A 26,411-nucleotide genomic window follows, 5' to 3' on the forward strand; every position below is an offset into this window, starting at 1 on the left:
TGACCGCGATGGCCGTCGACACCGAGGAACTGGTTCGCGCGCTGCGGGCCTCGATGAAGGAGAACGCGCGGCTGCGCGCGGACGCCGAGCGCGGTGGCGAACCGATCGCGGTGGTCGGCATGGCGTGCCGGTATCCGGGCGGGGTACGGACCCCGGGACAGTTGTGGGAGCTGGTCGCCGACGGCCGCGACGCCATCGCGGAATTCCCCGGCGACCGCGGCTGGGATCTGGCGGCCCTCTACCATCCCGACCCCGGGCATCGCGGCACCTCCTACGTCCGGCACGGCGGATTCCTCGACGGGGTGGCCGATTTCGATCCGCAGTTCTTCGGGATCAGCCCCCGCGAGGCGCCCGCCATGGACCCGCAGCAACGGCTGCTGCTGGAGGGGACGTGGGAGCTGTGCGAGCACGCCGGGATCGACCCGAACTCGTTGCGCGGCAGCCGAACCGGAGTGTTCGCGGGCCTGATGTACCAGGATTACACCTGGTTGGCCGCCAAGCACGCGGACGCGCTGCTGGGCCGGTGGGGGATGGGCATGTTGAGCAGCGTCGCGTCCGGCCGCGTCGCGTACGTCTTCGGGTTTACGGGACCGGCCCTGACCATCGACACCGCCTGTTCGTCGTCGCTGGTGGCGACGCATCTGGCCATGCAGTCGCTGCGGCGCGGGGAGACCGATCTGGCGGTGGCCGGGGGCGTCACCGTCATGTCGACACCGACGGTGTACGTGGAGTTCAGCAGACAGCGGGCGCTCGCCCCCGACGGCCGCTGCAAATCCTTCGCCGCCTCCGCCGACGGCACCGGCTGGTCGGAGGGCATGGGGCTAGTGCTGCTCGAGCGGGTGAGCGACGCGCGGCGCAACGGACACGAGATCTTCGCGCTCCTACGCGGTTCCGCCGTCAACTCCGACGGGGCCAGCAACGGCCTCACCGCGCCCAACGGCCCCGCGCAGGAACGGGTCATCCGGGCCGCCCTCGCCGACGCGGGCCTGCGCCCCGGCGATATCGACGCGGTCGAGGCGCACGGCACCGGGACCACCCTCGGCGACCCGATCGAGGCCAACGCCCTGCTCGGCGTGTACGGCCGAGACCGGCCGGGGGATCGGCCGTTGTGGCTGGGGTCGATCAAATCCAATATCGGGCACACGCAGGGGGCGGCGGGCGCCAGCGGGCTCATCAAGACGATCATGGCCCTGCGGCACCAGGTCCTGCCGCGCACCCTGCACGTCGACGAGCCGAGCCCCGAGATCGACTGGTCCACAGGCGCTTTGGCGCTGCTCACCGACGAACGGGCGTGGCCCGCCCGCCCGGAACGGGCCCGTCGCGCGACGGTGTCGGCGTTCGGGGTGAGCGGCACCAACGCGCATCTCGTCGTGGAGGAGGCTCCGGCCGCGCCCGAGGTCACGCGTCCGGGAGCTGAACCCGGTGCGCCCCTTCTGTTTCCATTGTCGGCGCGCACCGCGCGGGCGTTGGCGGCTCAGGCGCGGGCCTTGTCGGACCAGCTCGCCTCCATTCCCGGTGACCGTATGGTCGACCTCGCCCACGCGCTGGCCACCACTCGCGCGCACCTCGAACGCCGGGCGGCGTTGGTGGCGTCGTCGGTGTCCGAACTCCGCGCGGCGCTGGACACCCTCGCCACGCAGCCGGTTCCGGTACGGGCCGAGTACGGGAACGGGATCGCGCGCGGGGCGGGCACCAAGGGTGGGCATCGGGTCGCCTTCGTCATCAGTCCGGGAGGCGACTGGCGGCGGGCCGCCGGTGTTCTGCGTTCGGCGTCACCGGTTTTCGCCGAGCGCTTCGATGAATGCGCTCGCGCGCTGCGTGCCGCGGGAGGCGCCGATCCCTCGGTGGCGGGAGCCGCCGCCGAGGAAGGATTGTTCGCCCTGGTCGTCGCGGCCGCCGCGATGTGGGCGGAGCGCCTTCCCGGAGCCCACCCCGTGCTCGCGGCGGGCTCGGGGGTGATCGCCGCCCGGGTCATCGACGGCACGCTGTCGGTCGCGGACGGCGCGCGCGAGATCGCCACGGGGTCAACGCGATTCGAGGCCCCAGCGGCTGCCGATATCTCGGCATTGGCGACGGCGGGCTATCGGACCTTCCTCGAACTCGGCGCGAAGGAGGCCCCGACCGTGCGCGCCATGGACGACGTCGCGGACGCCGTGGTGATCGGGCACGCGGATCCGGCTCTCGCCATCGCGGCGGCCTACGCGGCCGGGGCTCGGGTCGACTGGGCGGCCGAGTATCCGGCTGGGGCGACCTATCATCGAATCGAATTGCCGGGCTACGCGTTTCAGCGGCGACGGTTCTGGCTGGACGCGGACGGCCCCCGGGTGACCCGCCCCGAGGCGCGGCCCGGGCAGACCTTGGGCGCGTTGGTGCGGCGCGCCGATGTGGCGGGCGACCTCGTCGGCGCGGCGACCATGCTGGCGGCGGCGGCGCGGTACCGGCCCACGTTCGATTCGACGGCCGGGATCGCGCACGGGACCGCGGCCACGCTCGTGTGCGAGGGGCAGACGCCGGTCGTGGTGTGCGTTCCCTCGTTTCTGGCGGGCTCGGGTCCGCATCAATTCGTCCGGTTGGCAACGCATTTCGGGCGGCGACCGCGGGCGTTCGCGCTGACCCTGCCCGGGTTCGGGAGCGCGGCGGCATTGCCGTCGTCGTGGCAGGTGGCGATCGAGGCGGTGGCCGAGACGGTCGGGGCGGCCTGCGGGGACGCGCCGTTCGTGCTGCTGGGCCACTCCATCGGGGGAGTGCTGGCGCATTCGGTGGCCGAGCAGCTCGACCGCGCCGGGCGCCCGCCGCGCGGACTCGTCCTGATCGACACCTTCGACCCCGAACCGGGCGGGCGGCAGGACACCTTCGGCTGGGCCATGCACCACATTCTCGCGCGCGATCCCGAGGGCGTGGTGGTCACCGACGCCAACCTGCTCGCCATGGCGAACTATCTGCGGCTGTTCGAGGAGTGGAAGCCCGCGACGGTGAACGTCCCGACCCTGGCCGTGCGCGCCACCGCGACGACGGATTCGGCCGCGCCGCAACGACATTGGGCGGTGGCGGACCGCACCGTCGATGCCGCCGCCGACCACTTCTCGATCCTGGAGGACCACGCGCCGCTCGCCGCCGGAGCCATCGAACCCTGGCTGCGAACCCTGGAGAGGTGAACCCATGACGACCACCGAACTCACCCAACTCGTCCTGCTGCGCGAACTGGAACCCGTGGTCGAGCGCAATCTCGACCGGCACCTGTCGCTGGCCAAGGACTGGCAGCCGCACGACTACGTCCCCTGGGACGAGGGCCGCAATTTCGCCGCGCTCGGCGGAACCGATTGGGAGCCCGGCCAATCCAGACTCGGCGAGGTCGCCAAGGCGGCCATGATCACCAACCTGCTCACCGAGGACAACCTGCCCTCCTACCACCGCGAGATCGCCGAGAACTTCTCCCGCGACGGCGCGTGGGGCACCTGGGTGGGCCGCTGGACCGCCGAGGAGAACCGGCACGCCATCGTCATGCGCGACTACCTGATCGTCACCCGCGCCGTCGACCCGGTCGCCCTGGAAAAGGCGCGCATGACGCATATGACCACCGGATTCTCCTCCACCGACGTCGGCGCCGACCGCAGCCTGCTGCACTCCGGCGCGTACGTCACCTTCCAGGAACTCGCCACCCGCGTCAGCCACCGCAACACCGGCAAGATCTGCGACGACCCCATCGCCGACCGCATGCTCCAGCGCGTCGCCACCGACGAGAACCTGCACATGATCTTCTACCGCAACCTGTGCGCCGCGGCCTTCGACCTCGTGCCCGACGCCATGATGGCCGCCATCGACACCATCGTCCGCAACTTCCGCATGCCCGGCGCGGGGATGTCGGACTTCCGCCGCAACGGCGCGCTCATGGCCAAACACGGGGTGTACGATCTGCGGCAGCATCTGGAGGAGGTGCTGTTGCCGGTGTGCAAGCAGTGGAAGGTGTTCGAGCGCACGGACTTCGGGGGTGAGGGTGAGCGGGTGCGGGAGTCGTTCGCGGCGTACCTCGAGGATTTGGCCCAGGTGAAGATCCCCCGGTTCGAGGAGCAGCGGGACCGGTTGCTGGCACGGGAGGCGCGGCGGCATGGGTAGCACGCGGGTCGATGTCGATTTCGTGGTCGACGCGCGGGCGGAGACCGTCATGGCGGCCTTGGCGGATCTGGGTCGGATGCCGGAGTGGTCGTCGTTGCATCGGAATGTCTCCGTCGAATCGGTCGACGCCCAGGGGAGGCCGGCCCGCCTCACTGTCGATGCCAGCTTCGGGCCACTGGTCGACCACGAACTCATCGAATACGAATGGGACGGCATCGCGCGCATGAGCTGGAACGTCGTGCAGAGCACTTATCTTGCTGTGCAACGGGGTTCGTACACGTTGCGGGCCGACGGGGAGCGGACGCGGGTGACCATGGCGATGGAGATCGAGGCGAAGTTCGCCGCTCCGCGGATGATGGTGAAAGGGGTGCAGTTGGCGGCGTCGCGGACGGCGAGTAAGCGGTTCAAGGCGTTCGCTGAGGGGTATTCGGTTGCGCGGGGGTGATATTCGGGGTTTCCCGGTAGGTTCTCGCTGTTTGCCGCAGTAGTTTTCTGCTCTCCTCCGGGCTCAGCGCGGCAGCTTCCAGAGCGAGGAAGCTCGTCCGGTACTCCCGAAGATCCGCTTCGGCGTGGAGATAGATCGCGCGTCGGTAGATCGCGATATGGACGACCGAGTGCTCTCCCGGCGCGTGAGTTTCGAAGTCCAGCACGGAGAACGGGCCGGTCCACACCCCAAGGGGAACCCCTGCCGAGTCGGGCAGGATTCGCACACTCACATTCGGCCGAGTGCTCATATCCGCCAGGTGGGCGCATTGCTGGAACATGGCCCGGGCATTGCCGACGACTCGCCGTACGGCCGACTCGTCGAGGACCAGGCGATACCTGATCGGGTTGTACTTGCGCGTGATCAACAGCTTCCGGCGCATTCGGCGCTCGACGCGCCGCGCGATCTCGTGATCGGACTCGTTCCGGTGCGCGAGTTTGATTAGAGTGCGGGCGTATTCGGGGGCTTGCAAGATCTTCGGTATCTGATCCTGATAGGTCATCAGCCCGTCCGTCGTGGACTCCAATCCAGAATAAAAGTCGAAGCCGCACGGAATCAGCTCGCCGTACTTGTGGACCCAGACCTCCGAAACCGGCTGCTTAGCAAGCGCTTTGAGCGCTTCGGTGGTGGTGTCGTCCGCCCCGCAGATCTGGCAGAACTTCTCGACATCGGCCGGATCGACGGTGACGGTCGCCGCGGTCTCCATCCGCTGCACCGTCGTCGTCCCCTTCCCGATGAGCTGCGCGACATGAACCATGGTCAACCCGGCGCCCAAACGCAGATCACGCAATAGTCTGCCGAGTTCGCGACGAGGGACAGTCACTCCGATTCGAGCAAGGTCGTGCTCCGACGTGTCGATCCTCCGCATATGAAACCTCCGATCGGCAATGAAACAGCTAGGAGTTATTCCTCGGCCTCGCGTTCGATGCGTTCGCGAATGGCGTCGACCGACTTGTGTTTGGGCGTGCGCGACGGCCAGTAGGCGATGAGGGGGTAGATCACGAGCGACCCGACGGCAGCGAAGACGAATGCCCAGAAGAAGCCGATCACGCTTCCCCCTCGGTCCGGCCACAAGGCACGACAAGAATCTTCGATAGCACGACCGCGGACGTCATCATGGCTGCTCCGTTCGACTCTGGGCCTCCGGAGGCGGAGGCAGTAACAGCCTCCCCGCAACACAATCAGCGAAACAATGTCACTTCCACGCTTTATCGACCCGAGGTGACATTCATCCCACGAATAGCCGACATTCAGTAATCGAGCTTGATCGCATTCGCCAGCTCCCGCATCTCGGGCGTCAAGGTCCGTCGCCGACCGACGATCTGGCCCAAGATGTCACGCGCATAGCGTTGCTGCACAAGCCATTCCGGTGCGGTGCGCTGGACGCCGCGGAACTCCTCGAGCGCCTCGGAGTAGCGTCCCATCTGCGTGTGGGCGTTGGCGACATCCAGCTTGTGGCGCATTCGGCTTGCGCCCGCCGGTTCTATCGAGGGCGCGGGGACCTTTGCGGCTATGGCGAGGGTCTTCTCCGGCTCGTGAGCGATGACGAATGATTCGGCGGCGATGTACGAGACCTCGAGAGGGCCGAAGGTGCGGCCGAGGAGGCGTTCGACGTAAACGTCACGGCCGATGCGGGCTGCCGCCGCGCGGGCCAGGGCGAGGGCGTCTTCGACCTCGTGGGGCTGGTTGTCGCGGACGGCCGCGTTCGCGATCTTCAGCCACAGGCGTCCCCACATGCCCACGGATTGCAATGTGGCGCGGGAGAATCGGGGTTCGATGTCGTCGGCCCACTGGACGGCCATGGTGCGGGCGTCGTCCAAGCGGCCCTGGCGCAGGAGTGCCCACAGGTGGGTGTCGATGGCGGTGGCTGCCTCCACGGCGGTCTCGGACGCCTCGAGGGCGCGGTCCAAGACCATGTCGGCGGCCTCGAACTGGCGGGTCTGCGCGAGGAGGGACGCGACCATGTTGAGGGTCTTGAACTTCAGAGCCCGTGCGTCGTCCAGGGCTTCGACGTCCCGAATCAGGTTGGGGAGCAATGCCGTGACTTCGCGATATCGATCCTCGGCGATCATGGCCTGCACGGTGTCCAGCATCGCTTGAACACCGTCGGGTGTGGCGGGTTCGTCGGGGTCGGTCATGTTGCCGTGCAGGGCGTGCAGGACGGGGTGCCACTGGGATTCGGTGTCGCTGTCGGGGATTTCGTAGTCGGGGGTGGTCTGAAGCGCCGAGGTCCGGAGGTTCATCGCGACCGCGAAGGAGCGCAGCGTCTCCAGCCGGGGTTCGTAGCCGCCCTGTTCGATTTTGCGCAGCTGGGACAGCGATACGCCTGCCGCGCGAGCCAGATCGCGTTGCGTCATACCCGCCCTTTTCCGGGCGTTTTTCACTCGCTCGCCGACCACGCTCATGTACACCACGTTACGACGGTCGTGGTCGTTGATTCAGGGATTCGGTGATCGACCAGCGAACCGAAAGGTTTTCGACAGATTGGTGCCATCATGAGCCCGCAGCTTCGGTTCGCCGCCGTCGAGAGCGTCCAGCACGCGGATGGCGAACGCAGGCACCATCGCTTCGCGAACTTCGTCCGCGGTCATCCATCGGACCTCGCGCGCTTCGTCGGTCGGGTGCGCTACCCCGGCCTCGGCCGTGCAGCGGAACACGAGGGCGACAATGCCCGCGGCCAGGTTCTTGTAGACGCCGGTGAGCCGGTCGACCTGGACGGTCAGGCCCGTCTCCTCGGCGACTTCGCGTCGGACGCCGTCCTCGAACGCTTCGTCCAGTTCGAGCACGCCGCCGGGCGCTTCCCAATGGCCGTTGTCAGCGCGCCGAATCACGAGCACCCGGTTGTCGGCATCGACGACGATGCCGGACACGCTGACGGAGTGCTTCGGTAGGTCGACCATGCGGCCCTTTCCCTTGTGTTGTTGCGTTCCTCGGCAGCTGTGCCGGTTCAGCCTAAGCTAGTTGTCTAGGTAAGTTGCGTGTGAGCGGAGGATGCGATGCTGCGGTTCGGGTCGGTCGACCGTACCGATCCGCGTGCGCCGTACCGCCAGATCGCCGACCAGTTCCGGACAGCCATCACCACCGGCGAGATCGCTCCGGGTGAGCGGTTGCCCTCGGAAACAGAATTGATCGCACACTTCGGCGTGGCGCGGATGACGGTGCGACAGGCGCTGCAAGAACTCAAGGCCGAGGGTCTGGTCTACGCGCAGCAGGGTCGCGGCGTGTTCGCCCGATCCGCTCCGCCGATTCGGCGGCTGGCGTCGGACCGGTTCGCCCGCAAGCATCGAGCCGACGGCAAGGCCGCTTTCTCGGCGGAAGCGGAGAAGGCAGGCTTCGCGCCGAGCGTCGATCGCATCCGGATCAGCCGGGCGATCGCGAATCCTGAAGTGGCTGAACGGCTTCGCGCCAAGCCCGGTGCCGAAGTGGTGGTGCGGGCGCGCCGCTACTTGGCCAACGGCAGGCCGGTGGAGATCGCGACGTCCTACATCCCGATCAGCTTGGCAGCTGGCACTCGAATCGAGGAACCCGACACCGGGCCCGGTGGGATCTACGCGCGCCTCGAAGAGATGGGACACACGCTGGCGCGGTTCACCGAGGAAGTCGGAGCCCGCATGCCGACGCCAGATGAACGCGCGCAGTTGGAGATTGGCGATGGCGAGCCGATAATCACCGTCGTCCGAACGGCTTTCGACACCGATGACGTGGCGGTCGAGGTGTGCGACACGGTCAAGGTTGCCAGAGCGTATCTCCTCGAATACGACTTCCCCGCTCGCTGAACAGCGCCAGCGAGTCCCTGTACTTGTCTAGAGGAGTCGGCTACCATCAGTTTTCTACTTGTCTAGAGGAGTGGGCCTGAGCAGCAGCGCTGCACCACCTAGACGAAGGAGGGGATGGTGGACAATCAAGATCGCTCGCCCGGCTGCCTGGACACGGACGACGCCGATGAGGCCAGGAACCGCCTGAGCGGCACCCGGATCGTCGTCACCGGCGGGGCGGGCTTCATCGGTAGTGAGGTCACAGCGAGCCTGTTCCGGGCCGGAGCCGACGTCAAGGTGGTCGATGATCTGTCGACAGGGCGAATGTCGTTACTCAGCAGTGCGTTTCGCTTGGGACTAACCGATCGGGAGGTCTGTGTCGTCGATGTGCGCAGCAGCGAATGCGCGGATCTGATCGTTCGCTGGCGGCCCGATGTGGTCGTGCATCTGGCAGCTCAGGCGAGTTTGCCCGCAGCACTTCGCGCGCCGTTGGTAGACGCCGACATCAACATCCGGGGCAGTCTCAACGTGTTCCAGGCGTGTGCGCAGGCCGAGGTCGGACTGGTGGTGTTCGCCGCCAGTGCCGCGATGTACGGTCAGGTGCCCCCAGAACAGCTCCCAGTCACCGAAGCCCAGCCACTCACACCGTCGTCGCCATATGGGCTCAGCAAGGCGACGGTGCTTCATTACCTGGAACTGTTCCAGCACCATGGCTTCGCCCACGTGGCGCTGGCGCTGGCGAACGTCTACGGCCCGCGACGGTCCGGTTCGGGCGGCGGGGTCATCCCGCAGTTCGCCGCGGACGTCGTTCATGCCCGGCGACCGCGGATCACCGGCGATGGGCAGCAGACGCGCGACTTCGTCTACATCACCGATGCCGCCGAGGCAGTGGTGCTCGCCTGTACCGGTTCAGCATCCGGCCTGATCAATATCGGGTCGGGGGAGGAAACCAGCGTACTGGAGATTGCCGAAGCGGTCGGTCGAGTCGCGGGCGCGGACATCGCACCGATATTCACGCCCGCGGTGCCGGGAGTGGCCCGGCGCATGGTGATGGATATCCGCCGGGCCCGTGAGGTGCTGGGCTGGTGTCCCAAAGTCGATGTGCCATCCGGGATTACGGCAGTCGTTCGGGACCTGCAAGCGCCGCAGCAGGGCGTGGCGGTATGACGCCACGAGCTTATGTCTGTCGCCTCGGGCCGGTGACGGTTGGACTGATAACCATGGACGCCACCGTGCTGGAGTACTTACGAGAGTTCTACGCAATCATCGAATCGCCTGTGCGGCAATGTGATTGGACGATCGAGGCGCGGGTGGCCCGACCCGACACGGCAATGGCGGTCAACCGGTGGGGCGTCGGCCACGCGATCGACGCGATCGCGAAGCGGGTGGAGTTGCAGGCGCCTGACGCGCGCTGCCTGGCCATCACCACTCGCAAGACGCTGCGCGAGGTGTTGGTCGACTACTGCGAACAGCGGCGCTACGTCATGCTGCACGCCTCGGCGGTCGGCGATCACGAGCGGGTGATCATGATCGTGGGGGTCAAAGGTAGCGGCAAGACGACGCTGGCGCTGAAGGCGATGCTCGGGCGCGGCATGCGCTTGCTGTCCAACGACCACCTGATCGTGTATGCCGAACCCGCCGATCAGCCATCGACGGGACTCGTGCTGACGTCCCTGCCCACCGTGATTCCGCTGAAGATCGGCACCTACCTCGATCTGGAGGACGAGTTGCCTTTGCCATGGAGTGCCGAGGGTTTGGATCTCGACATCTACCGCACGATGGCCCGGCACCAGGTCTATCGACTCGATCGACGGGTGCTCTACACGTATTCCTCTCTGGAACAATCAAATCCGCTCGCTACGCCTCTACGTGACGCGGGTACCGGGCCCGACGTCATCGTGGCGCTGGCCCGCTACACGCACGGCCGAACGGAAATAGTGCCGGTCGAAGGCGCGGTCGAGGCGTTGCTCCCGCACGTGCGCACCGATTGGATGTTCGATGCCGAGCTGAACCAGCGCTATCTGCCGCGGACCGAACGCGGACAGGCCGATTACCTCACGGATGCACGGCAGTTGGTAGCGGCGCTGGCCGATCGAGCTACCGTTGTCGCCTTCGCTCATGGCGGTGACCCGACACCGCTGCTACATGGCACCAACCTGGAATGGAACATGTCATGACCCCCCTTGTGAGCGTGGTCATCCCGACCTACCAACGGCCTCGACTGCTGGCTCTGGCACTCAACAGCGTTGCTGCCCAACGGAATCCTCCCGGCCCCGTCGAGGTGATCGTCGTCAATGACGGCGGCACCGATGTCGTCGCGCCAGTCGAGGCCGCCCGCCGCAGCGGTTTGGATGTGCGCCTGATCGACCTGCCGGGGAACTGCGGCCTGCCGACCGCGCGTAATACCGGCATCGACGCGGCCCGTGGCAAATTCCTGGCGCTGCTCGACGACGACGATGTGTTCTTGCCGGATCACCTGGCCACGATGCTCAGCGCCATTGAGCACGAGGGCGTCGACGCCGCCTACGGTCGCTGCTTCGTCAGCAGCACGCGGGTGGATCCGCTTGCCGCACCGGTGTTTCCGTCGATGCCGCCGTTCGCGTTCGACGCTGACCTGTTAGCAGTGGCGAACTACATTTCCGTGCACACCGCGGTCCTGCGTATGCCGCCGCCCGGCGCACGCTACGACCCCGCCTTGCCCGCCTTGGAGGACTGGGACATGTGGCTGCGGCTGACTCGGGAACACGGCTACCGGTTTCACGCGGTCGGGGAAATTACAGTCGTCTACCACCGCATCCCCACTGACGACAGCCTGTGCGGCGGCACGGTCACCGAATCAGCTGCGCTGGCACGGTTCGGTCGACTCGTCCAGCAACTGTGGGCCCGCTGGCCCGCACCCACCGAGCGCACCCACCGCTTCCGCCTGTACATCGCCGTCCTCTACTGGAACGCCCTCGCCCAGATCGCCGAGGGCAGCCGACTGGCCGACGACTACTTCCAACGTTGCATCGAGGAGATCGCCGGCGTCTGGCACGGTGGCGGCTCCGAATACCAACTGCCCCAACGGATCATCGAGGCCCTCCAGGAGCGCCGTGTTCACGTTGCCTGAGCCCGCCGCGGTAGCAGCCCGCGCAGCGGGCGTGGAGATCACCGGAACCTTGCACAGGACCGACAAGACGCTGTGCGCCGTCGGCAGCCGCGACGGTCGGCGCGTCGTGATCAAGCTGCTGCTCGACCCGGAGCCGTTCTGGACCGCCAAATGGCAGCACGAACTGCGCGTCTATCAGCTGTTCCGCCACACTCCACCGCCAGTGCGCACACCCGAGTTGCTCTATACCGACCACCAGCGGCTGGTGGTGCTGAGCCGGCTCGACGGCGCGCCGCTCGACAGTGAGCGCTATCCCACGCGGACGCTTTCCAGCACTGAGATCGACGCGATACTGGCGGCGATCGCTGCGTTCAACCATTGGCGCCCACCTGCGGGCGCGCTCGACGTCATTTTCGACTATCCCGACCGGTTCCGTCGCTACCACGCGGCCGGATACCTGAGCGACGCCGACGCGACAGCGCTCGATCAGCTGCTCAACACCATCGTCGCTGCGGCCGAACCAAACCATGGCGATCTGCTTGCCAGCAACATCCTCGTGGACGAGCAGGGCGAGATCGCGTTGCTGGATTGGGAATTTACCGGCCTGTTCCTGCCTGGGTTCGATCTGGCCTCGAGCCACGCGCTGTTCGGTGCCGCGACGCCCGAGATGCGACGGCGTATTGACGAAACCGTCACGGCGGCTGGCATCGAGCTCCCGTTTCTGGTCAATCTAGCGGCCGTCCTGACCCGAGAACTGCGGATCCACCGCGAACTACCGGAGGGGCCGCTGCGGGCGGGGCGACTGCATACGATCGAAGCGGCCTGGGCGTGGGCCCGCGAACGGATTCATCGCCATGCGCGCCGGAGCCGATGATGCATATCGCCCTGGTTCATCGGGATCTTCATCAACGCACACGCGGCGGGATCTGCACGCTGTACCGTGCGCTGGCCACGCGCCTGGCCGCGCACGGTCACCGCCTCACATTGATCACGCAGGCCACGCCGCACCCGGTCGTAGTCGACGGCGCGCGGGTCATCAGCTTGCGGCGCACCGACGATCCGAGCGCCCACCGAGCAGCTGTCGCCGCAGCACTCCAGCAGCTGAGACCGGACGTTGTCGACTGCTCGACGTGGGAAGCGGAAACCCTGGCCTATCTGAACATCCCGCGCGGAGATCGGGCACCGGTGCTGGTTCGTGGCGAGTTCTCCGCCGCTACCCTCGGAGCACCGGAACTGGCGGCAGCAGAACAGCAGTTGGTGCAGTGCGCCGAACGTGTGATAGCCGTCAGCCACTACGCCGCCCGCGATCTCGCCGAGGCATACGGCGTTGAACCGCTGGAGGTCGTCTACAACGGCATCGACCACTACCGGTTTCATCCAGGCCGACCGACCCCGCCGGAAAGTGGTGTGCGCGTTCGTGTGACGGGGGACGGGCAGCTGGTCGACGCCCATCCGATTCCGGCGCTCCTCGCGGCCGACGAGCATGTCCCGCCGTTCACCGCCGACCCGTTCGGCCGGGTGCGGCTGGTCTGGGTCGGCAAACTCACGCCGATGAAGGGGTGGGACGTCCTCGAACAGCTGGCTGCCCGGCTCCAGCATCTCGCCACCATCACGGCTGTACTCGGCCACTCCACCGCGTTCAGCCCGATTACGAAGCGGGCGAACGGCCTAACCCTCCTACACGACCTCGACGACACCGACATGCCGCGGCTCTACCGCTGCGCCGACTGGTTTCTATCCACCTCCCGTTGGGAAGGCTTCGGCCTGGCCATCACCGAGGCGATTGCCTGCGGCACACCGGTGCTCCTGCCCGAGCAGCTGGCCGTCGCGCCGGAACTGCTCACCACGGGCGCCGGATACACCTACACGGATGCCGATCACTTGGCCGAGTTGCTTGCTACCCGCACCCTGCCGCCCGCAGTGCCTGCGGCGCAATTCGACTGGGACCGCAACGCGGCATCCACCCTCGGTCACTACCAACAGCTCATTCGGGTGTAGCCATGCGTATCTTGCTTATCGGACCCACCGGCAACGGCGGTAGCCTGCCCCCGTACCTCGACATCCTCACGACAGCGCTCCGGGGCCGCGGCGCACACATCGATCGGCTCGGCACGAGCGGACCGCCATACGACACAGGGAGATCCGCGTTCTGGTCGGCCGAGCGGATCCTGGCCGCCACCGAGCAACTGCTCGCCCGCATCCACTTCGACGACTACGACCTGTTGAGCGTCCACTACGGAAACCTCGAAATCGAACAACTGCTACCGACGCTCTGGCCCGCACGCAGACCGCCCGCGGTACTCCACGTCCACAGCCTGACACCTACGCTGTTCACCACACACGTTCCCGAGCCACCACTCGCCGCCGCAGTCGACCGGGCCGCCGACATGATGGACGGGTTCGTCTTCTTCGGTGAATACGGGCGCGGACAGTGGGATCGGCACCATCGGAGCTCCGCGCCGTCGATCGTCAGCTGGTTGCCGACCACCATTCCGCCCGGTTGCCGACCCACCAGCGACGGCCCGCTGCACCAGGCACTTGCACAGTGCGGCGGCAGCGTCACCGGCAGTCTCTACGGATTCGCGGCGCCGTGGAAAGACCTCGGCGTTCTCCTGGCGGCCTGCCGACGAGTGACAGACAGGTGCAAAACGCTTGTGGCGGGGCCGTTCTGGGACGACGCGGCACAGACGGGTATCGACCTTGCCCGGCGCGGCTCGATCGAAAAGGTGAGAGCGGAGGTAATCGTCGTGCCCACCTACCTCGGCCCGGCCGATCGGGCGCTGCTGATCCGGCGGTCCGATTTTGCCGTCTTCCCGTACCGGCACCACCCGGCGTTCCAGGGAAGCGGTGCCATTGCCGACTACCTGGTCCACGGGATTCCTGTTGTGGCCACAGATGTCGCGAACATGGCAGAACTGATCGGCGACGCAGGCATCGTTACCACGCCTGATGATCCCACGGCGTTCGCAGCGGCGATCGACCGAATCGTGGACGACGGGACGTATCGAAAAGCGTTGGCTACCAATGCGGCTCGTCGCGCGCATCAGTTCACTGCAAACCACCACGCCGCGGAATGCCTTCGGTTCTACGCCGGAGTGATCGAATCGAGGGGCACATCGTGAGGAACACCACGCCACCGAGTGAGCTGTTCATCGTTCGGCATGGGGAAGCTCACTGCAACCGCGAGGGCATCATCGGCGGGCGTCTTGGGTGCCGCGGGCTCACCGACTGCGGTCGTCATCAGATCAAAGCGCTCGCGCGACGGCTGGCGCAGCGCCAGGATGAGCACCCGATCCGGACCCTGTTTACGTCGCCGCTTCGCCGGGCGCGGGAGAGCGCGGTGAGCATCAGCGGATTTCTCGGCATCCCTGCCATCGTTGTCGAGGACCTGGCGGAGCAGGACCACGGCAGCGGTGACGGGCGTCCATGGGTTGACGTCGTTGCTGAATTCGGTGACATCCCGGCCCGGCATCCCGACCGCCCCCTGGTGCCCAACGGCGAGAGTTGGCTCCAGTACCTCGACCGATCAGGGAGCGTGCTCGAGCAACTCCTCGCCGAGCACCGCGGTGAACGAATCTTGATCGTCGGCCATGGCGAGACGATCGACTCGGCTTTCCACTACTTCTTCGGTCTACACCGCATGAGCAAAGCAGTAGTGGCCGTCACTGCCTCGAATGCCAGCATTACTACCTGGCAGCAGCAACCGATCTCTTGGACGCGGCCCCAGGTCGGCCTTCGCTGGGTATTGACGACCTGCAACGACACACGGCACCTTGACCATTTCCCTATGTCACATCACAGCAGGACCGGGTGGGCGAGATGACAGCCTTCACCCGGGGGCGGCGAGATGGAGACCGTCGCGGGTGCAAACGCCGGTGCGCGAGGGAGTCACATCGACGAGTCGAGCAGACGGTCAACATTCCGTCCGGCGCGGGTAGTCGCGTGAGATCCATTCTCGCCATTCGGTTTCCGTGATCGGCGCGGGAAGTTTGGCGCACAAGGCGCGTGGATCGGGGGACAGGAGGGGTACGCGGTCGACGGTGCTGAGAGTTACGAGGACCAGGTCGTGGTCGTCCGTGGCGATGTGGCGGACGCCGCTGTCCTCGTGGGCGATGATCACCGGCGCGGAGTCGGCGCGACGCCAGTACCACACCGTGCCCTCGAGGCCGCCGATGGCGAGGGCTGAGCCGTCTGGAGACATGGTCAGGCTGTCGACCGGTTGGGGGAGGCGGATGGTTCGGTCGACCGTTCCGTGCCGGGCGATGAGAAGGTTGCCGGTGTTGTCGGCGACCGCGATCGTCGAACCGTTCGCGCTGACAGCGACATTCGGTTTGTATTCGGGCATGGGGAGGGTGCGAGGGGGATCGGTGGTGTTCGCGGCGATGATGGTGATGTCGGCGCCGGTGGCGACCGCTGTCGAGCCGTCGGCGCTCACTGTGAGGGTCGAGACGCCGTCGTTCATCGGGAGTGTCCGGCTGGGGGCGCCGCGCCGGACGACGGCCACGGTGTAGCGGTCGGCGGCCACGACGGTGGTGCCGTCGTCGCTCACGGTCATCTTTTCGATTTTCGATCGCACCGATACGGGCTGCTCGATCGCGCCGTCGCGGACGAGGTGCAATCGACCGTGGTCGTCGCCCGCGGCGACGGTGGAGCCGTCCGAGCTGAGGGCCAGCACATCGACCTGGTTCGGGAGCGGGAAACTGCGCGAGGGCGATCCGGTCCGGTAGACGAACAGGGTGGGCGGGTACTCCGCCGCGGCGGCGATCGTCGAGCCGTCCGCGCTGACGGCGACGGCGGTGATCCGCCAGTACGTTCGGATGACCGGACCGGGCGGCACCAGCACGAAGTCCGGGGTGTCGGCGCGCAGAATGTGCAATTTTCCCGCGCCGTCGCCGATGACGATCGTGCCGCCGTCCGCGCTGAGAGCGAAACCGGCTCCGGCCCAACCACTTACATCGAACCTGCGTTCCGGCGCATCCTTCCGCGTGATCAGCAGCGACCCCGGCGGCCCGACGCGCACGAGGGTCGAACCATCCGCGCTGACCCCCGGATCCGTCAGCGACGACGTGGCCAGCAACGTCCGGCGCGGCACGGCCGGGCGGACATCGAACAGCACATCGCTCGCCGCCGCCGTGACCGTGGACCCGTCGGCGGCGACCCGCACCGCGCCGATCCGGCCCGGAAGATGCAGCACCTCGTCCGGGGTCCCGGCGCGCACGACCATCAGCATCCCCCGCCCGTCCCCGGCCGCGACCACGCCGCCGTCCGCGCTGATCCCCAGTCGCTCAACGGAATCCGAGAGATCGCGGGTTCGATCGGCCTCGCCGGGGCGGGAGATGACCACATGCCCGCTGTCGTCCGCCGCGGCGACCGCGCCGCCGTCCGCGTCGATGGCGAGATGATGAACCGCCTTCGCGGATCGGAAGCGCCGCTCCGGTTCGCCGTCGCGCGTGACGACGACCTCGCCGTCGACCCCGCCGACGGCGAGGGTGGATCCATCGGCGCTCACCGCCAGCGCGGTGCCACCGCCGCCCGGAACGAATCGCTCGTCCGCCCCGTCCCGGAACACGTACAGGTTCGCGTCGTCGTCGCGCGCCACCACGGTCGAACCGTTCGCGCTCAGCTCGACGTCGAGGAAGTTGCCGATGATCGAGGACGTGCGGGCGGGCGCGCCGTCGCGGGCGATCGACAGTGTTCCGTTGTGTACCACGGCGATCGTGGATCCGTCGGCGCTGACCCGCAGATCCCAGATCTCCGGGGTGTCCTCCCGGCTCCGCACGGGCCGCCCGGCGCGCGCGATGTAGAGGGTGCCCATGGCGTCGGCGGCCACGACGGTCGAGCCGTCGGCGCTGACCGCGACATGGGTCGGCCGGTCCTGGAGGTCGAGGTACTCCTCCGGCGCGCCACGGCGGAGGACGAGCACCCGCGTGTCGTTCGCCGCGGCGACTGTCGACCCGTCGGCGCTGACATCCAGCGCCTTCGGCGGGAACGGCAACCGCCGGACCTTGTCCAGGTGCCGAAGCTCGTACCGGGCGTTGAGGACGTCCCGCTCGGTGGCGTCCGGGGCCAGGGCGTGGGCGGCCAGAATCTGGTGCAGCGCACGGAGATCGCCCTCGGTCCGCGCCCCCGATCGCATCTGCCACGCCTGATCGACGAGGCGGGCGGCGATGGCCTCGCGGGCGCGGGCATCGGCGCGGTCGCTCTCCCGCGATCGAAGGGCGAATGCCGTGATCGCCAGGACCAGGGCGACGACGACCACGGCCGCCGCCGCGCCCAGCGCCCGCGCGCGCCGCCGCATGGCCTCGGCGTGCCGCCGCGCCACCTCGGCCTGCCGTCGGGCCTCCTCGAGTTCGGTTGCGGCACGGCGAGTTTCGTGGTCCCGGGACGCCTCGAGCAGATCGGCCACCGGCCGCAACCGGTCCCGGTAGCCGGGCAGCGCGGCGAGTTCCTCGGCGTCGGTCAGCCGGGAGCCGGTCAGTAGCCATTCCGTACCCCGCCCGTGCCGCCGCCAGTCGGCCGCGTCCCGTTCCAGCGCGTCCGCCGCGCGCAAGGTGTCGGCCTGCTCGCGCAACCAGCCCGCGAGATCCTCCCACTGCCGCAACAGGCTTTCCAATGCCACCTCGACGGTGGTGTCGCTCCCGCGCCGATCCTTGACCAGCAACCGGCGCTCGACGAACCGATCGATCAGCGGCCGGGCGTCGTTCGGCAGATCCGCGTAGCGCGCGATCCGCCGCACCGGCTCGGTGGCGTCGGCGGGGAAGGTGGCCAGCCATGGAACGAACGCCGAACGCAGCAGCGTCAATTCGGCCGCGCGCCGGTCCGGTTGCCGGGACAGGATGTCGTCGATCTCGGCGGCCACCACCCGTTCGATCCCGCCGATCTCGCGGTAGTCCCCGGCGGTGATCCGGCCCGTACCGCTCCCGTAGTCGCGATACAGGCGCGACAACGTCAGGGCGAGCAGCGGCAGGGTGTCGGCCCCGCCCCGGCAGTCGGCGAGCAGCAGTTCGACCACCTCGGGCTCGATCTCGAACGGCCGCTCGGTGGCCCGCGCCCGGCGTGCCGGTTCGGTGATGATCTCCCGAAAGCGCTCGCGCCCCAACGGTTTCAGCTCGTCGAACAGGTCGCTGGCGACCTCGGCCAGCGGCGGGGCGGACTGCATCCGCTCGTACCGGTCGGTGCGGATGGCCGCCGCCACCACCAGCGGCACCGCCCGCTCGGCCAGGATCGGGCCCAGCAGTTCCAGCACCGCGGGGCCCTCGGGGCCCGCGTCGGCGGCGAACAACTCCTCGGCCTGATCGATGGGAAGCACGAGGGTCGGATCCGCTCCGGCGGGCAGCCGGGTCACGGCGGCGGCGTGGAGCTCGGTCAGCCAAGACCGCAGTGCCGTCGAATCACCCTGCGCGAGCGTGGTTTTGACGCGGCCGAGCGGCGGCGCGGCGAGTCCCGCCCGCCGCCGCGCGGTGTGCACGGCCGCGGCGAGACCGTGCTCGCCCGAGATCGCCCGGCGTTCCGGTCGCACCAGCCCGAGCGGTACGAAGGTCCTGTGGTCGCGCGCGATCCGGGGCAGCAGTCCGGCGCGCAGGAACGACGACTTGCCCGAGCCGGAGGGGCCGAGAACGACGAACAGGCCGCGGCCCGCTCGCCGACTGTCCCGCAACCGGTCCAGCCCGCGCAGAATCTGGTGATCTCGGCCGAAGTACACCGCGGCGTCGACGGCCTCGAACGGTTCCCAGCCCCGGTAGGGCGCGCGCTCGTGATCGTGCTCCGGCGGCCACGGGAATCGTTCCGCGGTGATTCCCGCCTCGCGCAACCCGTTTCGCAGATGGTGCAGACCGGCGGTGCGGAAGGTGACCACGTCGTCCGTGCCCTCGAGGCGGATCGTGGTGACCGGTCCCGGTCCGTGCAGGTCGCTGCGTTGATAGCGGCGGCCGAGGTCGTCGTCGACGGGTTCGAGCCGGGGCAGGAAGATGTCCTTCCCGAGGTTCTGCGCGTTGCGGAACTCCACGGCGCATTCGCGCGAGGCCGTCCAGTTCCGCGAGACCAGGCACACCATGGCCTCACAGCGCGCGGCCTCGGCGTTGAGGGCGGCCTGCCAGTCGGCCCCGGCCCGGATGCCGTGGACGGGATGGATATCGAGGAAGATCTCCTCCGCCAGCTCGTGATCCTGCTCGACCAGCCACTGCCGCAACGCCAGCGCGGCCGCGTTGTCCCGGCTGGAGTGACTGAGGAAGATCCGCGTCATCGCCCCCCTCACGACTGCTGGCGCATCATCGTATCGCCCCGCGTGCGGCCGTGTCACCGCAAGCCCCCAAAAGCCGGGGCCGTCGAGGACCCGTCCGCGGGTGCGGAAAGGGCTTGGTGTACACAACGTTTCACGAAAGAATCAGGAGGTGGCAGCCATTCGTGGGATCGGTGGAAGATTCGAGGGCGGGGCGGCGCGGGTGACGCGCCGGACGTTGTTGGAGGTGCAGCAGCGGGCGGCGCGGTTGCAGCCGTTCACCATGGCGGAGTTCGGGCGAATCGTGTTCGGCGTCAGCGGGATTCCGCTCCGGATCGCGGCCAGCCGGGAGTTGCCGGTGGCGGTGGCCGGGCGCTGGGTGCGCACCGCGGCCGGGGACCGGATCGAGTACGACGCCGATCTGCCCGAGATCGCCCGCATCAACACCGTGTTGCACGAGGCGGGGCACATCCTCTACGGCCATGGCGGCGTCGCGGATCGGCTCGACGCGGGGCAGGCGTTCTGCACGGTGGTGGGGCCGGAGGCGATCGAGCGGTTCGCGCGAGTGCGGTATCGGTCGGTGTACGACTCCGACTCCGAGCGCGAGGCCGAGGCGTTCGCCCGGCAGACGCTGCGCAGCATCCTGTGGAGCGATGTCGACACCGACGAGTCCGCCGGGCTGCGGGCGGGGCTCGGGTTCCCGCGCACGCGAATCGGCTAGACGCATGGCGGTTTTCGACGCGGCGGTGGCGCTGTTCGTGCTGGTGGGCGCGGTCGGGCTGATCCGGCAGCTGCGGCCGCAGGGGGCGCGGGCGCGGCGGACGCCGGTGCTGATCCTGGTGCTGATCGCGCTGAGTTATCTGCTGCTCACCCCGGCCGTGGAGGCGGTGTTCGCGCCGATCCGCGACAACACCGCGTATCTGCTCAGCAATCTGTGCGCGATGAGCGCGATCGTGGTGACCATGATGTTCTGGCGGGTGCAGGTGGTCGCCGCGCCGCCGCGCCGGTCCCGGGTGCTGCTGGTCGCCGCGCTGTACGCCGCGGTCGCGGTCGTGCTGACCTATCTGTTCGCCACCTCACCGCAGCGACCGCACGGCGCGGGCTTCGCCCGCGAGTTCGCGGGCAATCCGCGCATGCAGCTCTACTGGATTCTGCAAGCGTCGGTGCTGATTCCGACGCTGCTCGCACTGGCCGGGGTGGCGGCCCGCGCCCGCACCCGCGAACGGGCGTGGCGGCGCGGGCTGCTCGGACTGCTGCTCGGCGCGGCCCTGCTGCTCACCGTGTACGAGGTGTGGGCGCTGGTCATCGTCGTGGTGTGGCCCGCCATGCCGCCGTCATGGGCGCAGTTGCTCACCGCCGCGCTGCAACTGGTGGTGAGCGCACTGCTGGTGGCCGGGGTGACCGGACCCGTCGCCCTGGGCACCCTGCGCGGCACCCGCCTGGCCCGCTCCTACCTGGAACGACTTGCGCCCCTACACGATTGGCTCACCACCCGCTATCCGCAGGTGCGCTTCGACGCCCCCGCGAGCAGACGGGCCGAGAGCCGGGTCACCGATATGCTCATCGAGGTCAGCGACGGCCTACGCCTACTGCAACGCGACGCGCCCGCCCTGGCCGCGGCCATGCGCCTCGACCACGAGTCCGTACGCACCACCGCCGCAGGCGGCCCCCACCACATCGCCTACGAACTCGCCGCCGCGCAACACTTCTCGTCCCTGCCCTCACCGCCGCCCGCGATCGCGGAATACGAACGCGCCGCGCCCCAGAGTGTTCCTGCCACGCCCTCATCGCCGCCTGCGGACGCAAAATACGAACGCGCCGCGCCCCAAGGTGATGCGGCCATTGCCTCACCGCCGCCCAAGGTCGCGGAATGCGTGCGGGCCGCGGCTCAGGGTGTTTCGCACAGGTCCTCACAGCAGCCTCCGGTCGCGGAAGACGAACGTGCTGCGCCCCAGAGTGTTTCGGACGGGGTCCCGTCGCCGCCTGTGGTCACCGAGCGCGAACCAGCCGCGTCCCAACACTTTCCGGCCCGGACCTCACCGACGCTCCCGGAATCCGAAATCCGTGCGGCCCAATGCGTTTCGCCCCTGTCCTCACCGCCGACCTCGGTCGCGGAACCGGAAGTAGGTGCGCAGCGCGGGCGCGCCGAGTCGTTGTACTCGGATACCGAGCTGGAACAGCCGCCCCCGCGGGTCGGGCAGCATGCCGAACTGCCTGCCCAGTTCGATGAGGTCGAAGGTGCTGGTCCAGCGGGACAGCAGGCCGTCGCGCAACTCGTAGATGTCGACGCCGCGATTGTCGAAACGCCTTCCGGTGGGGGCCATTCCGAGGGGCGAACAGCCGCCGCTCATATCGCCGGTGAAGGTGCCGCGCATTCGCCAGGGGACCGCGAGGCTGGTGCCGTCGAGGGTGAGGTGCGGGGGGCCGGCGAGTTCCCAGCGGACGTCGGGGAATGCGCGGAGCAGGGTGGCCACCGCCGCGCGCAGGCCGGGGGTGCCGACGGCGGGCTCGCCGCACAGGCCGGGGTCGATGAGGATCACGTCCTCGGTCATGAGTGCGAGCACTGCCTCGGGGTCGTAGCGGTCCCAGGCGTCGAGCCAGCGGGTGAGCCACTCGCTCCACACGCGGGCGTGCTCGACGGCGTGCCCGGCGAACGATTCGGCCTGTGCCGGAAGGGATCCCGCGAGTCCCCGTGAGTCGGCGCCGCCGACGAGAGTCGGTGGCAGCGCCGCGGTGTCGATGCTCATGCCGCGTTCCCCAATCCGTATGACATGCCAAAGCATAGAATGTATGCTCTGGCAAAATCAACCGCGCGGAGGAGGTCCGGTGGCGAACGAGCGCGGCAGGGTCGGCATCGTCGGCGGCGGCATCGCCGGGCTGGGCGCGGCGATCGCCCTGCGCGCGAGCGGCTGGGACGTCACCGTCTACGAACGTGCGCAGCGGTTCACCGAGGTCGGGGCCGCGGTCTTCCTGTCGGGGAACGCGGTGCGCGCGCTCGACGCGCTCGGCCTCGGGGACGCGGTGCGCGCGCACGCTGTCGCGAATCGGCCGTGCGCGGTGCGCAATTCGCGCGGACGGCTGCTGTTCGGCGCGCACCTCGACGACTTCGTGGGCGGGCTGGTGGCCATCCACCGGGCCGACCTGATCGCCCTCCTGGCGGCCGCGGTCCCCGACGACTGTGTGCGCCTGGGCACCCGGGTACTCGGCGCGGACGAGACGGGCCGAATCGAGACCGATTCCGGCACAACCACATACGACTTCGTGGTCGCCGCCGACGGAGTGCACAGCCGCCTCCGGCAATCCCTGTGGCCGGGCACGCCGGTGCGCCGCACCGGAATCCTCTCCTGGCGTTGGGTTCTCGACACCCCGGCCCCGGCGGACGCCGGATTCTTCTGGGGCCACGACGCGGAGTGCGGGGTGGTGCCCATGGTCGGAGATCGAACCGTCGTCTACGCCGCGGCCCGGTCGCCGATCCTCGAGCCGGACCATTTCCGTACCTGGCCCGCACCGGTACCGGAGCTGATCGCCGGGGCGGGTCCGGATCGGGCGGTCCGAACCGAACTGCTCGAGATCGCGGTGCCGCGCCGATTGTGGCGCGGTCGCGTGGTCCTGCTCGGCGACGCGGGCCACGCCATGCTGCCCACGCTGGGGCAGGGCGCGTGCCAGGCGCTCGAGGACGCCGTGACGCTGGCCGCGTGCCTGCCCGATCCGGCCCGGTACTCGGCGCTGCGCAGGCGTCGCGTCGCGGCCCTGAGTTTCGCCGCGCGCCAAGGGATGCGGCTGACCGGACCCGGTTCGGCGGCGACGGCCGCGATGCGCGACGCGATGCTCGCGGCGACCCCCGATCCCGTGGTGCTGGGCGCGCTGCGCGCGGTGAGCCGCCGCGCGATCGGGCGGTGGAGTCCGCCGCCCGCGCCCGCGGGCTACGCGGTCTCCTCCGGCAGGTCCGGGGGATCGGCGGGCAACCCCTCCTGAACGCGCAGGAATTTGAGGTAGTCGATCAAGGAGGCCAACGACTGCTGCGACAGATCCATGGCACGGAAAGCGACCGCGCGCGGCCCAGGGGCGGTGCTCAGGCGCAGATACTCGATCTCCTGGCGGCCGCGCTGCCACGCCTCGTCGTCGATGAAGAACCGGATGTCGACGCCGAACGCGGCGGCCAACCCCGTCGCGTGCTTGAGGGAGGGGTTCTGCTTCAGCCCCGAACGCAGTTGCGACACATACACGGCCGAGATGGGATAGCCGAGATCGGTTGCGCGGCGGGCGATCTCGTCGGCGGTGAAACGGCGTCCCTCGTCGTTCGGCATCGTCCGGAACAGGTATTCGAGCCGATCGGAAAAGGCGCCCTCCGCCATTCCACACTCCCTGCTGATTCGAGGCCGGACCGAAGGTTCATGCTACAGCATAGCGGTCGTGTGACCCGAGTCACAGCGCCGCCGAAAGCGTGCCGTATGCCACAGCACTATTGCTATGCTGTGGCATACGATCACGCCGGAGGGTGGGGAGCATGAGTGTTCAGGTACGGGACGAGACGGGCGCCGGTGTCGAGGGGTCGGTGTTCGAACCCGTCACCGAAACCATGGCCCGGGTCGAGAGCCTGCTGCTGGAATCGCTGTCGGCGGGGGAGGCGTTCATCGCCGAACCTGCTCTGCACCTGCTGAATTCGGGCGGCAAGCGGTTCCGTCCGCTGGTGACGGTGCTGGGCGCGCGGTTCGGCGCGGACCCGGACGGACCGGCCGTGCTCGCCGCGGCCGCCGCGGTGGAGATGATCCACCTGGCGACCCTGCATCACGACGATGTCATGGACGAGAGCGCGGTGCGCCGCGGCGTGCCGACGGTCAACGCCCGCTGGTCGAATACGATCGCGATCCTGTCCGGGGACTACCTGCTCGCCCGCGCCGGGCATCTGCTGCTCGACCACGCCGAGGAACGGACCGTGCTGGCGAAGATGCACGAGACCGTCACCGCCCTGGTGACCGGGCAGATGCGCGAGGCCACCCGCGCCGACAGCTGCTACGACGCGCAGATCTACCTGCGCACCATCCGGGAGAAGACGGCCGCGCTGATCAGTCTCGCCGCCTGGGCGGGCGCGACGCTGGCGCGGACGCCGCCGGAGATCGCCGCGGTGCTCGAGGAGGCGGGCGACCGGCTCGGCATGGTCTTCCAGATCGCCGACGACATCCTCGATCTCACCGTGCCGACCGACCGGCTCGGCAAGACACAGGGCCTGGATCTGTGCGAGGGCGTGGCCACGCTGCCGGTGATCTACGCGCTCGACGAGAACACCGCCGCCGCACGGGAACTCGCGGCCCTGCTGGCCGAACCCGTCGAGGACGCGGAAACCCTTGCTCGCGCGCTGGATTCGATCCGGCGCACCGACGGCCTGCCCCGGGCCGCGGCGACCATGGCGCAGTACGTCGAGCAGGCGCATCGGCTGCTCGACGGGCTGCCCGCCTCCCCGGCGCGCGCCGCCTGGGGACGGCTGATCGACTTCGCCGCCGCGCGGACGCACTGAGAGGACCCGAGCCATGAGGAAATACGACATCGCCGTGATCGGCGGGGGACCGGCGGGCGCGGCGGCCGCGTGGCAGGCGGCGACCGCGGGGGCGTCGGTGGTCTGCGTGGACAAGGCCGAGTTCCCGCGCGACAAGCCGTGCGGCGACGGGCTGACCCCGCGCGGGCTGAGCATGCTCGACCGAATGGGGTTGAGCGCGGCCATGGAACGCTTCCCCGCCATCGACTCCGTCCGAATCCGCGGGCACAGCGAGTGGCGGGTGCGGTGGCCGGATCGGCCCGGCCTGCCCAGCCTCGCGCGCACCGCGCGGCGACTCGAGCTGGACGCCCTGTTGCTCGCGCACGCCGCGGCGGCGGGCGCGGAGGTGCGCGCGGGCTGTGAGGCGCTCGGCCCGATCCTGGTGGGGGACCTGGTGACCGGCGTCGAGACGCGTGGCGGGGCGATCCGCGCCGATGTCGTGATCGCCGCCGACGGGGCGTATTCGCCGATCAAGAAGCGGCTCGGCCTGCGCACCCGCATCACCGGCACCACGGCGGTGGCGGCGCGGGCGGAGATGCCGTCGCTGCGGCCGGACGATCCGTGTTTCGAGGTGCATATGCCGTTGCGCCCCAACGGCCGTCCGATTCCCGGCTACGGGTGGGTGTTCCCGCTGGGCGACGGGCGCATCAATGTCGGGGTGGGGTATCTGACCACCTTCCGGGGGTGGCGGGACGGGAATCTGGTCACGATCCTCGACGACTTCGCGAAATCCCTTCCGGCGGAATGGAAGTTGCCGGATCTGGGCGAGCTGCGCAGGTCCCGGGGCGTGCAGGCGTGGCGGTTGCCGATGGGCTTCACCCAGTGGCCGCCGTGGCGGCCGGGTCTGCTGCTGGCCGGGGACGCGATGGGCGCGATCAAACCGTCCAGCGGCGGCGGCATCTCCAAGGCCCTCGAGACGGGGATGGAGGCCGCGCTGTGCGCGCTGGACGGCAAAGGGCCGCACGACTTCTCGAACTATCAACGGCTGCTGCGCCGCCGGTACGGGACGCAGTACGCCGCGACCCGCCTGGCCTATCGGATCGGCGGCAACCCGTTCATGGTCGGCCTGGCCTTCGGCATGTTCGACCACTCCTGGGTGCGGCGGCTGGCGCTCGGCGGGCTGTACGGGCCGTCGGCGGTCGCGGGCTACGCGACCGAGTCCTCCGACGCGGCGCCGGAAACCGATGCGGCGCAACGCGTCGCGGGCTGAACCGGAAGGG

General features: G+C 68.8%; 23 protein-coding genes. 15 read left to right on the forward strand and 8 right to left on the reverse strand.

The features are described from left to right. Positions 1–8 precede the first annotated feature (8 nt). From ACFYTQ_RS07240 to ACFYTQ_RS07250, 3 genes are read left to right on the forward strand one after another with little or no spacing between them, the layout of a single operon-like run. Positions 9–3,155, forward strand: coding sequence for a type I polyketide synthase (locus ACFYTQ_RS07240; protein WP_387357781.1), 3,147 nt, complete (start codon positions 9–11; stop codon positions 3,153–3,155). Positions 3,156–3,159: 4 nt separating this feature from the next. Further along, complete coding sequence (locus tag ACFYTQ_RS07245; protein ID WP_387357783.1) at positions 3,160–4,113, forward strand: acyl-ACP desaturase; 954 nt, start codon at positions 3,160–3,162, stop codon at positions 4,111–4,113. Then, on the forward strand, positions 4,106–4,558 hold the full coding sequence (locus ACFYTQ_RS07250; RefSeq protein ID WP_387357785.1) for an SRPBCC family protein: 453 nt from the start codon (positions 4,106–4,108) through the stop codon (positions 4,556–4,558). The genes ACFYTQ_RS07245 and ACFYTQ_RS07250 overlap by 8 nt, the downstream gene beginning before the upstream one ends. On the opposite strand, the gene ACFYTQ_RS07255 is transcribed toward ACFYTQ_RS07250, so the two are convergent. From ACFYTQ_RS07255 to ACFYTQ_RS07270, 4 genes are all read right to left on the reverse strand, one after another. Then, on the reverse strand, positions 4,518–5,465 hold the full coding sequence (locus ACFYTQ_RS07255; protein WP_387357787.1) for a helix-turn-helix domain-containing protein: 948 nt from the start codon (positions 5,463–5,465) through the stop codon (positions 4,518–4,520). The two genes, ACFYTQ_RS07250 and ACFYTQ_RS07255, sit on opposite strands and share 41 nt — an antisense overlap. Before the next feature lie 35 nt (positions 5,466–5,500). Beyond that, on the reverse strand, positions 5,501–5,647 hold the full coding sequence (locus tag ACFYTQ_RS07260) for a hypothetical protein (protein WP_387357789.1): 147 nt from the start codon (positions 5,645–5,647) through the stop codon (positions 5,501–5,503). 200 nt (positions 5,648–5,847) lie between these two features. After that, entirely contained in the window at positions 5,848–7,002 is a 1,155-nt protein-coding gene (locus tag ACFYTQ_RS07265) for a helix-turn-helix domain-containing protein (RefSeq protein ID WP_387357791.1), read from the reverse strand. Positions 7,003–7,035: 33 nt separating this feature from the next. Then, on the reverse strand, positions 7,036–7,497 hold the full coding sequence (locus ACFYTQ_RS07270) for an NUDIX hydrolase (RefSeq protein ID WP_387357793.1): 462 nt from the start codon (positions 7,495–7,497) through the stop codon (positions 7,036–7,038). A gap of 96 nt (positions 7,498–7,593) precedes the next feature. On the opposite strand from ACFYTQ_RS07270, the gene ACFYTQ_RS07275 reads away from it, so the two are divergent. The 8 genes from ACFYTQ_RS07275 (at position 7,594) to ACFYTQ_RS07310 (ending at position 15,263) form a co-directional block, all read left to right on the forward strand. Continuing rightward, positions 7,594–8,373, forward strand: coding sequence for a GntR family transcriptional regulator (locus ACFYTQ_RS07275; RefSeq protein ID WP_387357795.1), 780 nt, complete (start codon positions 7,594–7,596; stop codon positions 8,371–8,373). Between the two features lie 117 nt (positions 8,374–8,490). Continuing rightward, positions 8,491–9,519 carry an NAD-dependent epimerase/dehydratase family protein gene (locus ACFYTQ_RS07280; RefSeq protein WP_387357797.1) on the forward strand — a complete coding sequence of 343 codons (1,029 nt, stop codon included), beginning with the start codon at positions 8,491–8,493 and terminating at the stop codon, positions 9,517–9,519. A gap of 53 nt (positions 9,520–9,572) precedes the next feature. Further along, positions 9,573–10,529, forward strand: a complete 957-nt coding sequence (locus ACFYTQ_RS07285; RefSeq protein ID WP_387357799.1) for a hypothetical protein — start codon at positions 9,573–9,575, stop codon at positions 10,527–10,529. Beyond that, complete coding sequence (locus ACFYTQ_RS07290) at positions 10,526–11,461, forward strand: glycosyltransferase family 2 protein (protein WP_387357801.1); 936 nt, start codon at positions 10,526–10,528, stop codon at positions 11,459–11,461. Before ACFYTQ_RS07285 ends, ACFYTQ_RS07290 begins: the two co-directional genes overlap by 4 nt. A gap of 31 nt (positions 11,462–11,492) precedes the next feature. Further along, on the forward strand, positions 11,493–12,314 hold the full coding sequence (locus ACFYTQ_RS07295; protein ID WP_387357803.1) for a phosphotransferase: 822 nt from the start codon (positions 11,493–11,495) through the stop codon (positions 12,312–12,314). Then, positions 12,314–13,438 carry a glycosyltransferase family 4 protein gene (locus tag ACFYTQ_RS07300; RefSeq protein WP_387357805.1) on the forward strand — a complete coding sequence of 375 codons (1,125 nt, stop codon included), beginning with the start codon at positions 12,314–12,316 and terminating at the stop codon, positions 13,436–13,438. Before ACFYTQ_RS07295 ends, ACFYTQ_RS07300 begins: the two co-directional genes overlap by 1 nt. Before the next feature lie 2 nt (positions 13,439–13,440). Next, positions 13,441–14,562: a glycosyltransferase family 4 protein gene (locus ACFYTQ_RS07305; RefSeq protein WP_387357807.1), complete on the forward strand. Its 1,122-nt coding sequence runs from the start codon at positions 13,441–13,443 to the stop codon at positions 14,560–14,562. Then, positions 14,559–15,263, forward strand: coding sequence for a histidine phosphatase family protein (locus tag ACFYTQ_RS07310; protein ID WP_387357809.1), 705 nt, complete (start codon positions 14,559–14,561; stop codon positions 15,261–15,263). Before ACFYTQ_RS07305 ends, ACFYTQ_RS07310 begins: the two co-directional genes overlap by 4 nt. Positions 15,264–15,353: 90 nt before the next feature. Here ACFYTQ_RS07310 and ACFYTQ_RS07315 read toward each other — a convergent pair whose 3' ends face one another. Continuing rightward, positions 15,354–19,682, reverse strand: a complete 4,329-nt coding sequence (locus ACFYTQ_RS07315; RefSeq protein ID WP_387357811.1) for a TIR domain-containing protein — start codon at positions 19,680–19,682, stop codon at positions 15,354–15,356. 148 nt (positions 19,683–19,830) lie between these two features. Here ACFYTQ_RS07315 and ACFYTQ_RS07320 point away from each other — a divergent pair, with 148 nt between their 5' ends. Further along, positions 19,831–20,379 (forward strand): hypothetical protein, encoded by a 549-nt coding sequence (locus ACFYTQ_RS07320; RefSeq protein WP_387357813.1) that lies wholly within the window; start codon positions 19,831–19,833, stop codon positions 20,377–20,379. Between the two features lie 420 nt (positions 20,380–20,799). Here ACFYTQ_RS07320 and ACFYTQ_RS07325 read toward each other — a convergent pair whose 3' ends face one another. Together ACFYTQ_RS07325 and ACFYTQ_RS07330 are read right to left on the reverse strand one after the other, a co-directional pair. Then, entirely contained in the window at positions 20,800–21,081 is a 282-nt protein-coding gene (locus ACFYTQ_RS07325) for a hypothetical protein (RefSeq protein WP_387357815.1), read from the reverse strand. A gap of 670 nt (positions 21,082–21,751) precedes the next feature. Continuing rightward, positions 21,752–22,441 carry an ester cyclase gene (locus tag ACFYTQ_RS07330; RefSeq protein ID WP_387357817.1) on the reverse strand — a complete coding sequence of 230 codons (690 nt, stop codon included), beginning with the start codon at positions 22,439–22,441 and terminating at the stop codon, positions 21,752–21,754. Positions 22,442–22,484: 43 nt separating this feature from the next. Between ACFYTQ_RS07330 and ACFYTQ_RS07335 the strand changes: the two genes are divergently transcribed. After that, positions 22,485–23,633 (forward strand): FAD-dependent monooxygenase, encoded by a 1,149-nt coding sequence (locus tag ACFYTQ_RS07335; protein ID WP_387357818.1) that lies wholly within the window; start codon positions 22,485–22,487, stop codon positions 23,631–23,633. Here the strand turns inward: ACFYTQ_RS07335 and ACFYTQ_RS07340 are convergent. Further along, complete coding sequence (locus ACFYTQ_RS07340; protein WP_387357820.1) at positions 23,582–24,013, reverse strand: XRE family transcriptional regulator; 432 nt, start codon at positions 24,011–24,013, stop codon at positions 23,582–23,584. The two genes, ACFYTQ_RS07335 and ACFYTQ_RS07340, sit on opposite strands and share 52 nt — an antisense overlap. Before the next feature lie 152 nt (positions 24,014–24,165). Between ACFYTQ_RS07340 and ACFYTQ_RS07345 the strand changes: the two genes are divergently transcribed. Together ACFYTQ_RS07345 and ACFYTQ_RS07350 are read left to right on the forward strand one after the other, a co-directional pair. After that, on the forward strand, positions 24,166–25,173 hold the full coding sequence (locus ACFYTQ_RS07345; protein ID WP_387357822.1) for a polyprenyl synthetase family protein: 1,008 nt from the start codon (positions 24,166–24,168) through the stop codon (positions 25,171–25,173). A gap of 13 nt (positions 25,174–25,186) precedes the next feature. Beyond that, complete coding sequence (locus ACFYTQ_RS07350) at positions 25,187–26,401, forward strand: geranylgeranyl reductase family protein (protein WP_387357824.1); 1,215 nt, start codon at positions 25,187–25,189, stop codon at positions 26,399–26,401. Positions 26,402–26,411 lie beyond the last annotated feature (10 nt).

The organism is Nocardia sp. NPDC004068, assembly GCF_042874315.1.
Taxonomy (GTDB): Bacteria; Actinomycetota; Actinomycetes; order Mycobacteriales; family Mycobacteriaceae; genus Nocardia.

Excerpts from the sequence above, each read along its gene's own strand:
- ACFYTQ_RS07240 (WP_387357781.1), top strand. The coding sequence starts at position 9 with ATGGCCGTCGACACCGAGGAACTGGTTCGCGCGCTGCGGGCCTCGATG.
- ACFYTQ_RS07245 (WP_387357783.1), top strand. The coding sequence starts at position 3,160 with ATGACGACCACCGAACTCACCCAACTCGTCCTGCTGCGCGAACTGGAA.
- ACFYTQ_RS07250 (WP_387357785.1), top strand. The coding sequence starts at position 4,106 with ATGGGTAGCACGCGGGTCGATGTCGATTTCGTGGTCGACGCGCGGGCG.
- ACFYTQ_RS07255 (WP_387357787.1), bottom strand. The coding sequence starts at position 5,465 with ATGCGGAGGATCGACACGTCGGAGCACGACCTTGCTCGAATCGGAGTG.
- ACFYTQ_RS07265 (WP_387357791.1), bottom strand. The coding sequence starts at position 7,002 with ATGAGCGTGGTCGGCGAGCGAGTGAAAAACGCCCGGAAAAGGGCGGGT.
- ACFYTQ_RS07270 (WP_387357793.1), bottom strand. The coding sequence starts at position 7,497 with ATGGTCGACCTACCGAAGCACTCCGTCAGCGTGTCCGGCATCGTCGTC.
- ACFYTQ_RS07275 (WP_387357795.1), top strand. The coding sequence starts at position 7,594 with ATGCTGCGGTTCGGGTCGGTCGACCGTACCGATCCGCGTGCGCCGTAC.
- ACFYTQ_RS07285 (WP_387357799.1), top strand. The coding sequence starts at position 9,573 with ATGGACGCCACCGTGCTGGAGTACTTACGAGAGTTCTACGCAATCATC.
- ACFYTQ_RS07290 (WP_387357801.1), top strand. The coding sequence starts at position 10,526 with ATGACCCCCCTTGTGAGCGTGGTCATCCCGACCTACCAACGGCCTCGA.
- ACFYTQ_RS07300 (WP_387357805.1), top strand. The coding sequence starts at position 12,314 with ATGCATATCGCCCTGGTTCATCGGGATCTTCATCAACGCACACGCGGC.
- ACFYTQ_RS07305 (WP_387357807.1), top strand. The coding sequence starts at position 13,441 with ATGCGTATCTTGCTTATCGGACCCACCGGCAACGGCGGTAGCCTGCCC.
- ACFYTQ_RS07315 (WP_387357811.1), bottom strand. The coding sequence starts at position 19,682 with ATGACGCGGATCTTCCTCAGTCACTCCAGCCGGGACAACGCGGCCGCG.
- ACFYTQ_RS07330 (WP_387357817.1), bottom strand. The coding sequence starts at position 22,441 with ATGCTTTGGCATGTCATACGGATTGGGGAACGCGGCATGAGCATCGAC.
- ACFYTQ_RS07340 (WP_387357820.1), bottom strand. The coding sequence starts at position 24,013 with ATGGCGGAGGGCGCCTTTTCCGATCGGCTCGAATACCTGTTCCGGACG.
- ACFYTQ_RS07345 (WP_387357822.1), top strand. The coding sequence starts at position 24,166 with ATGAGTGTTCAGGTACGGGACGAGACGGGCGCCGGTGTCGAGGGGTCG.
- ACFYTQ_RS07350 (WP_387357824.1), top strand. The coding sequence starts at position 25,187 with ATGAGGAAATACGACATCGCCGTGATCGGCGGGGGACCGGCGGGCGCG.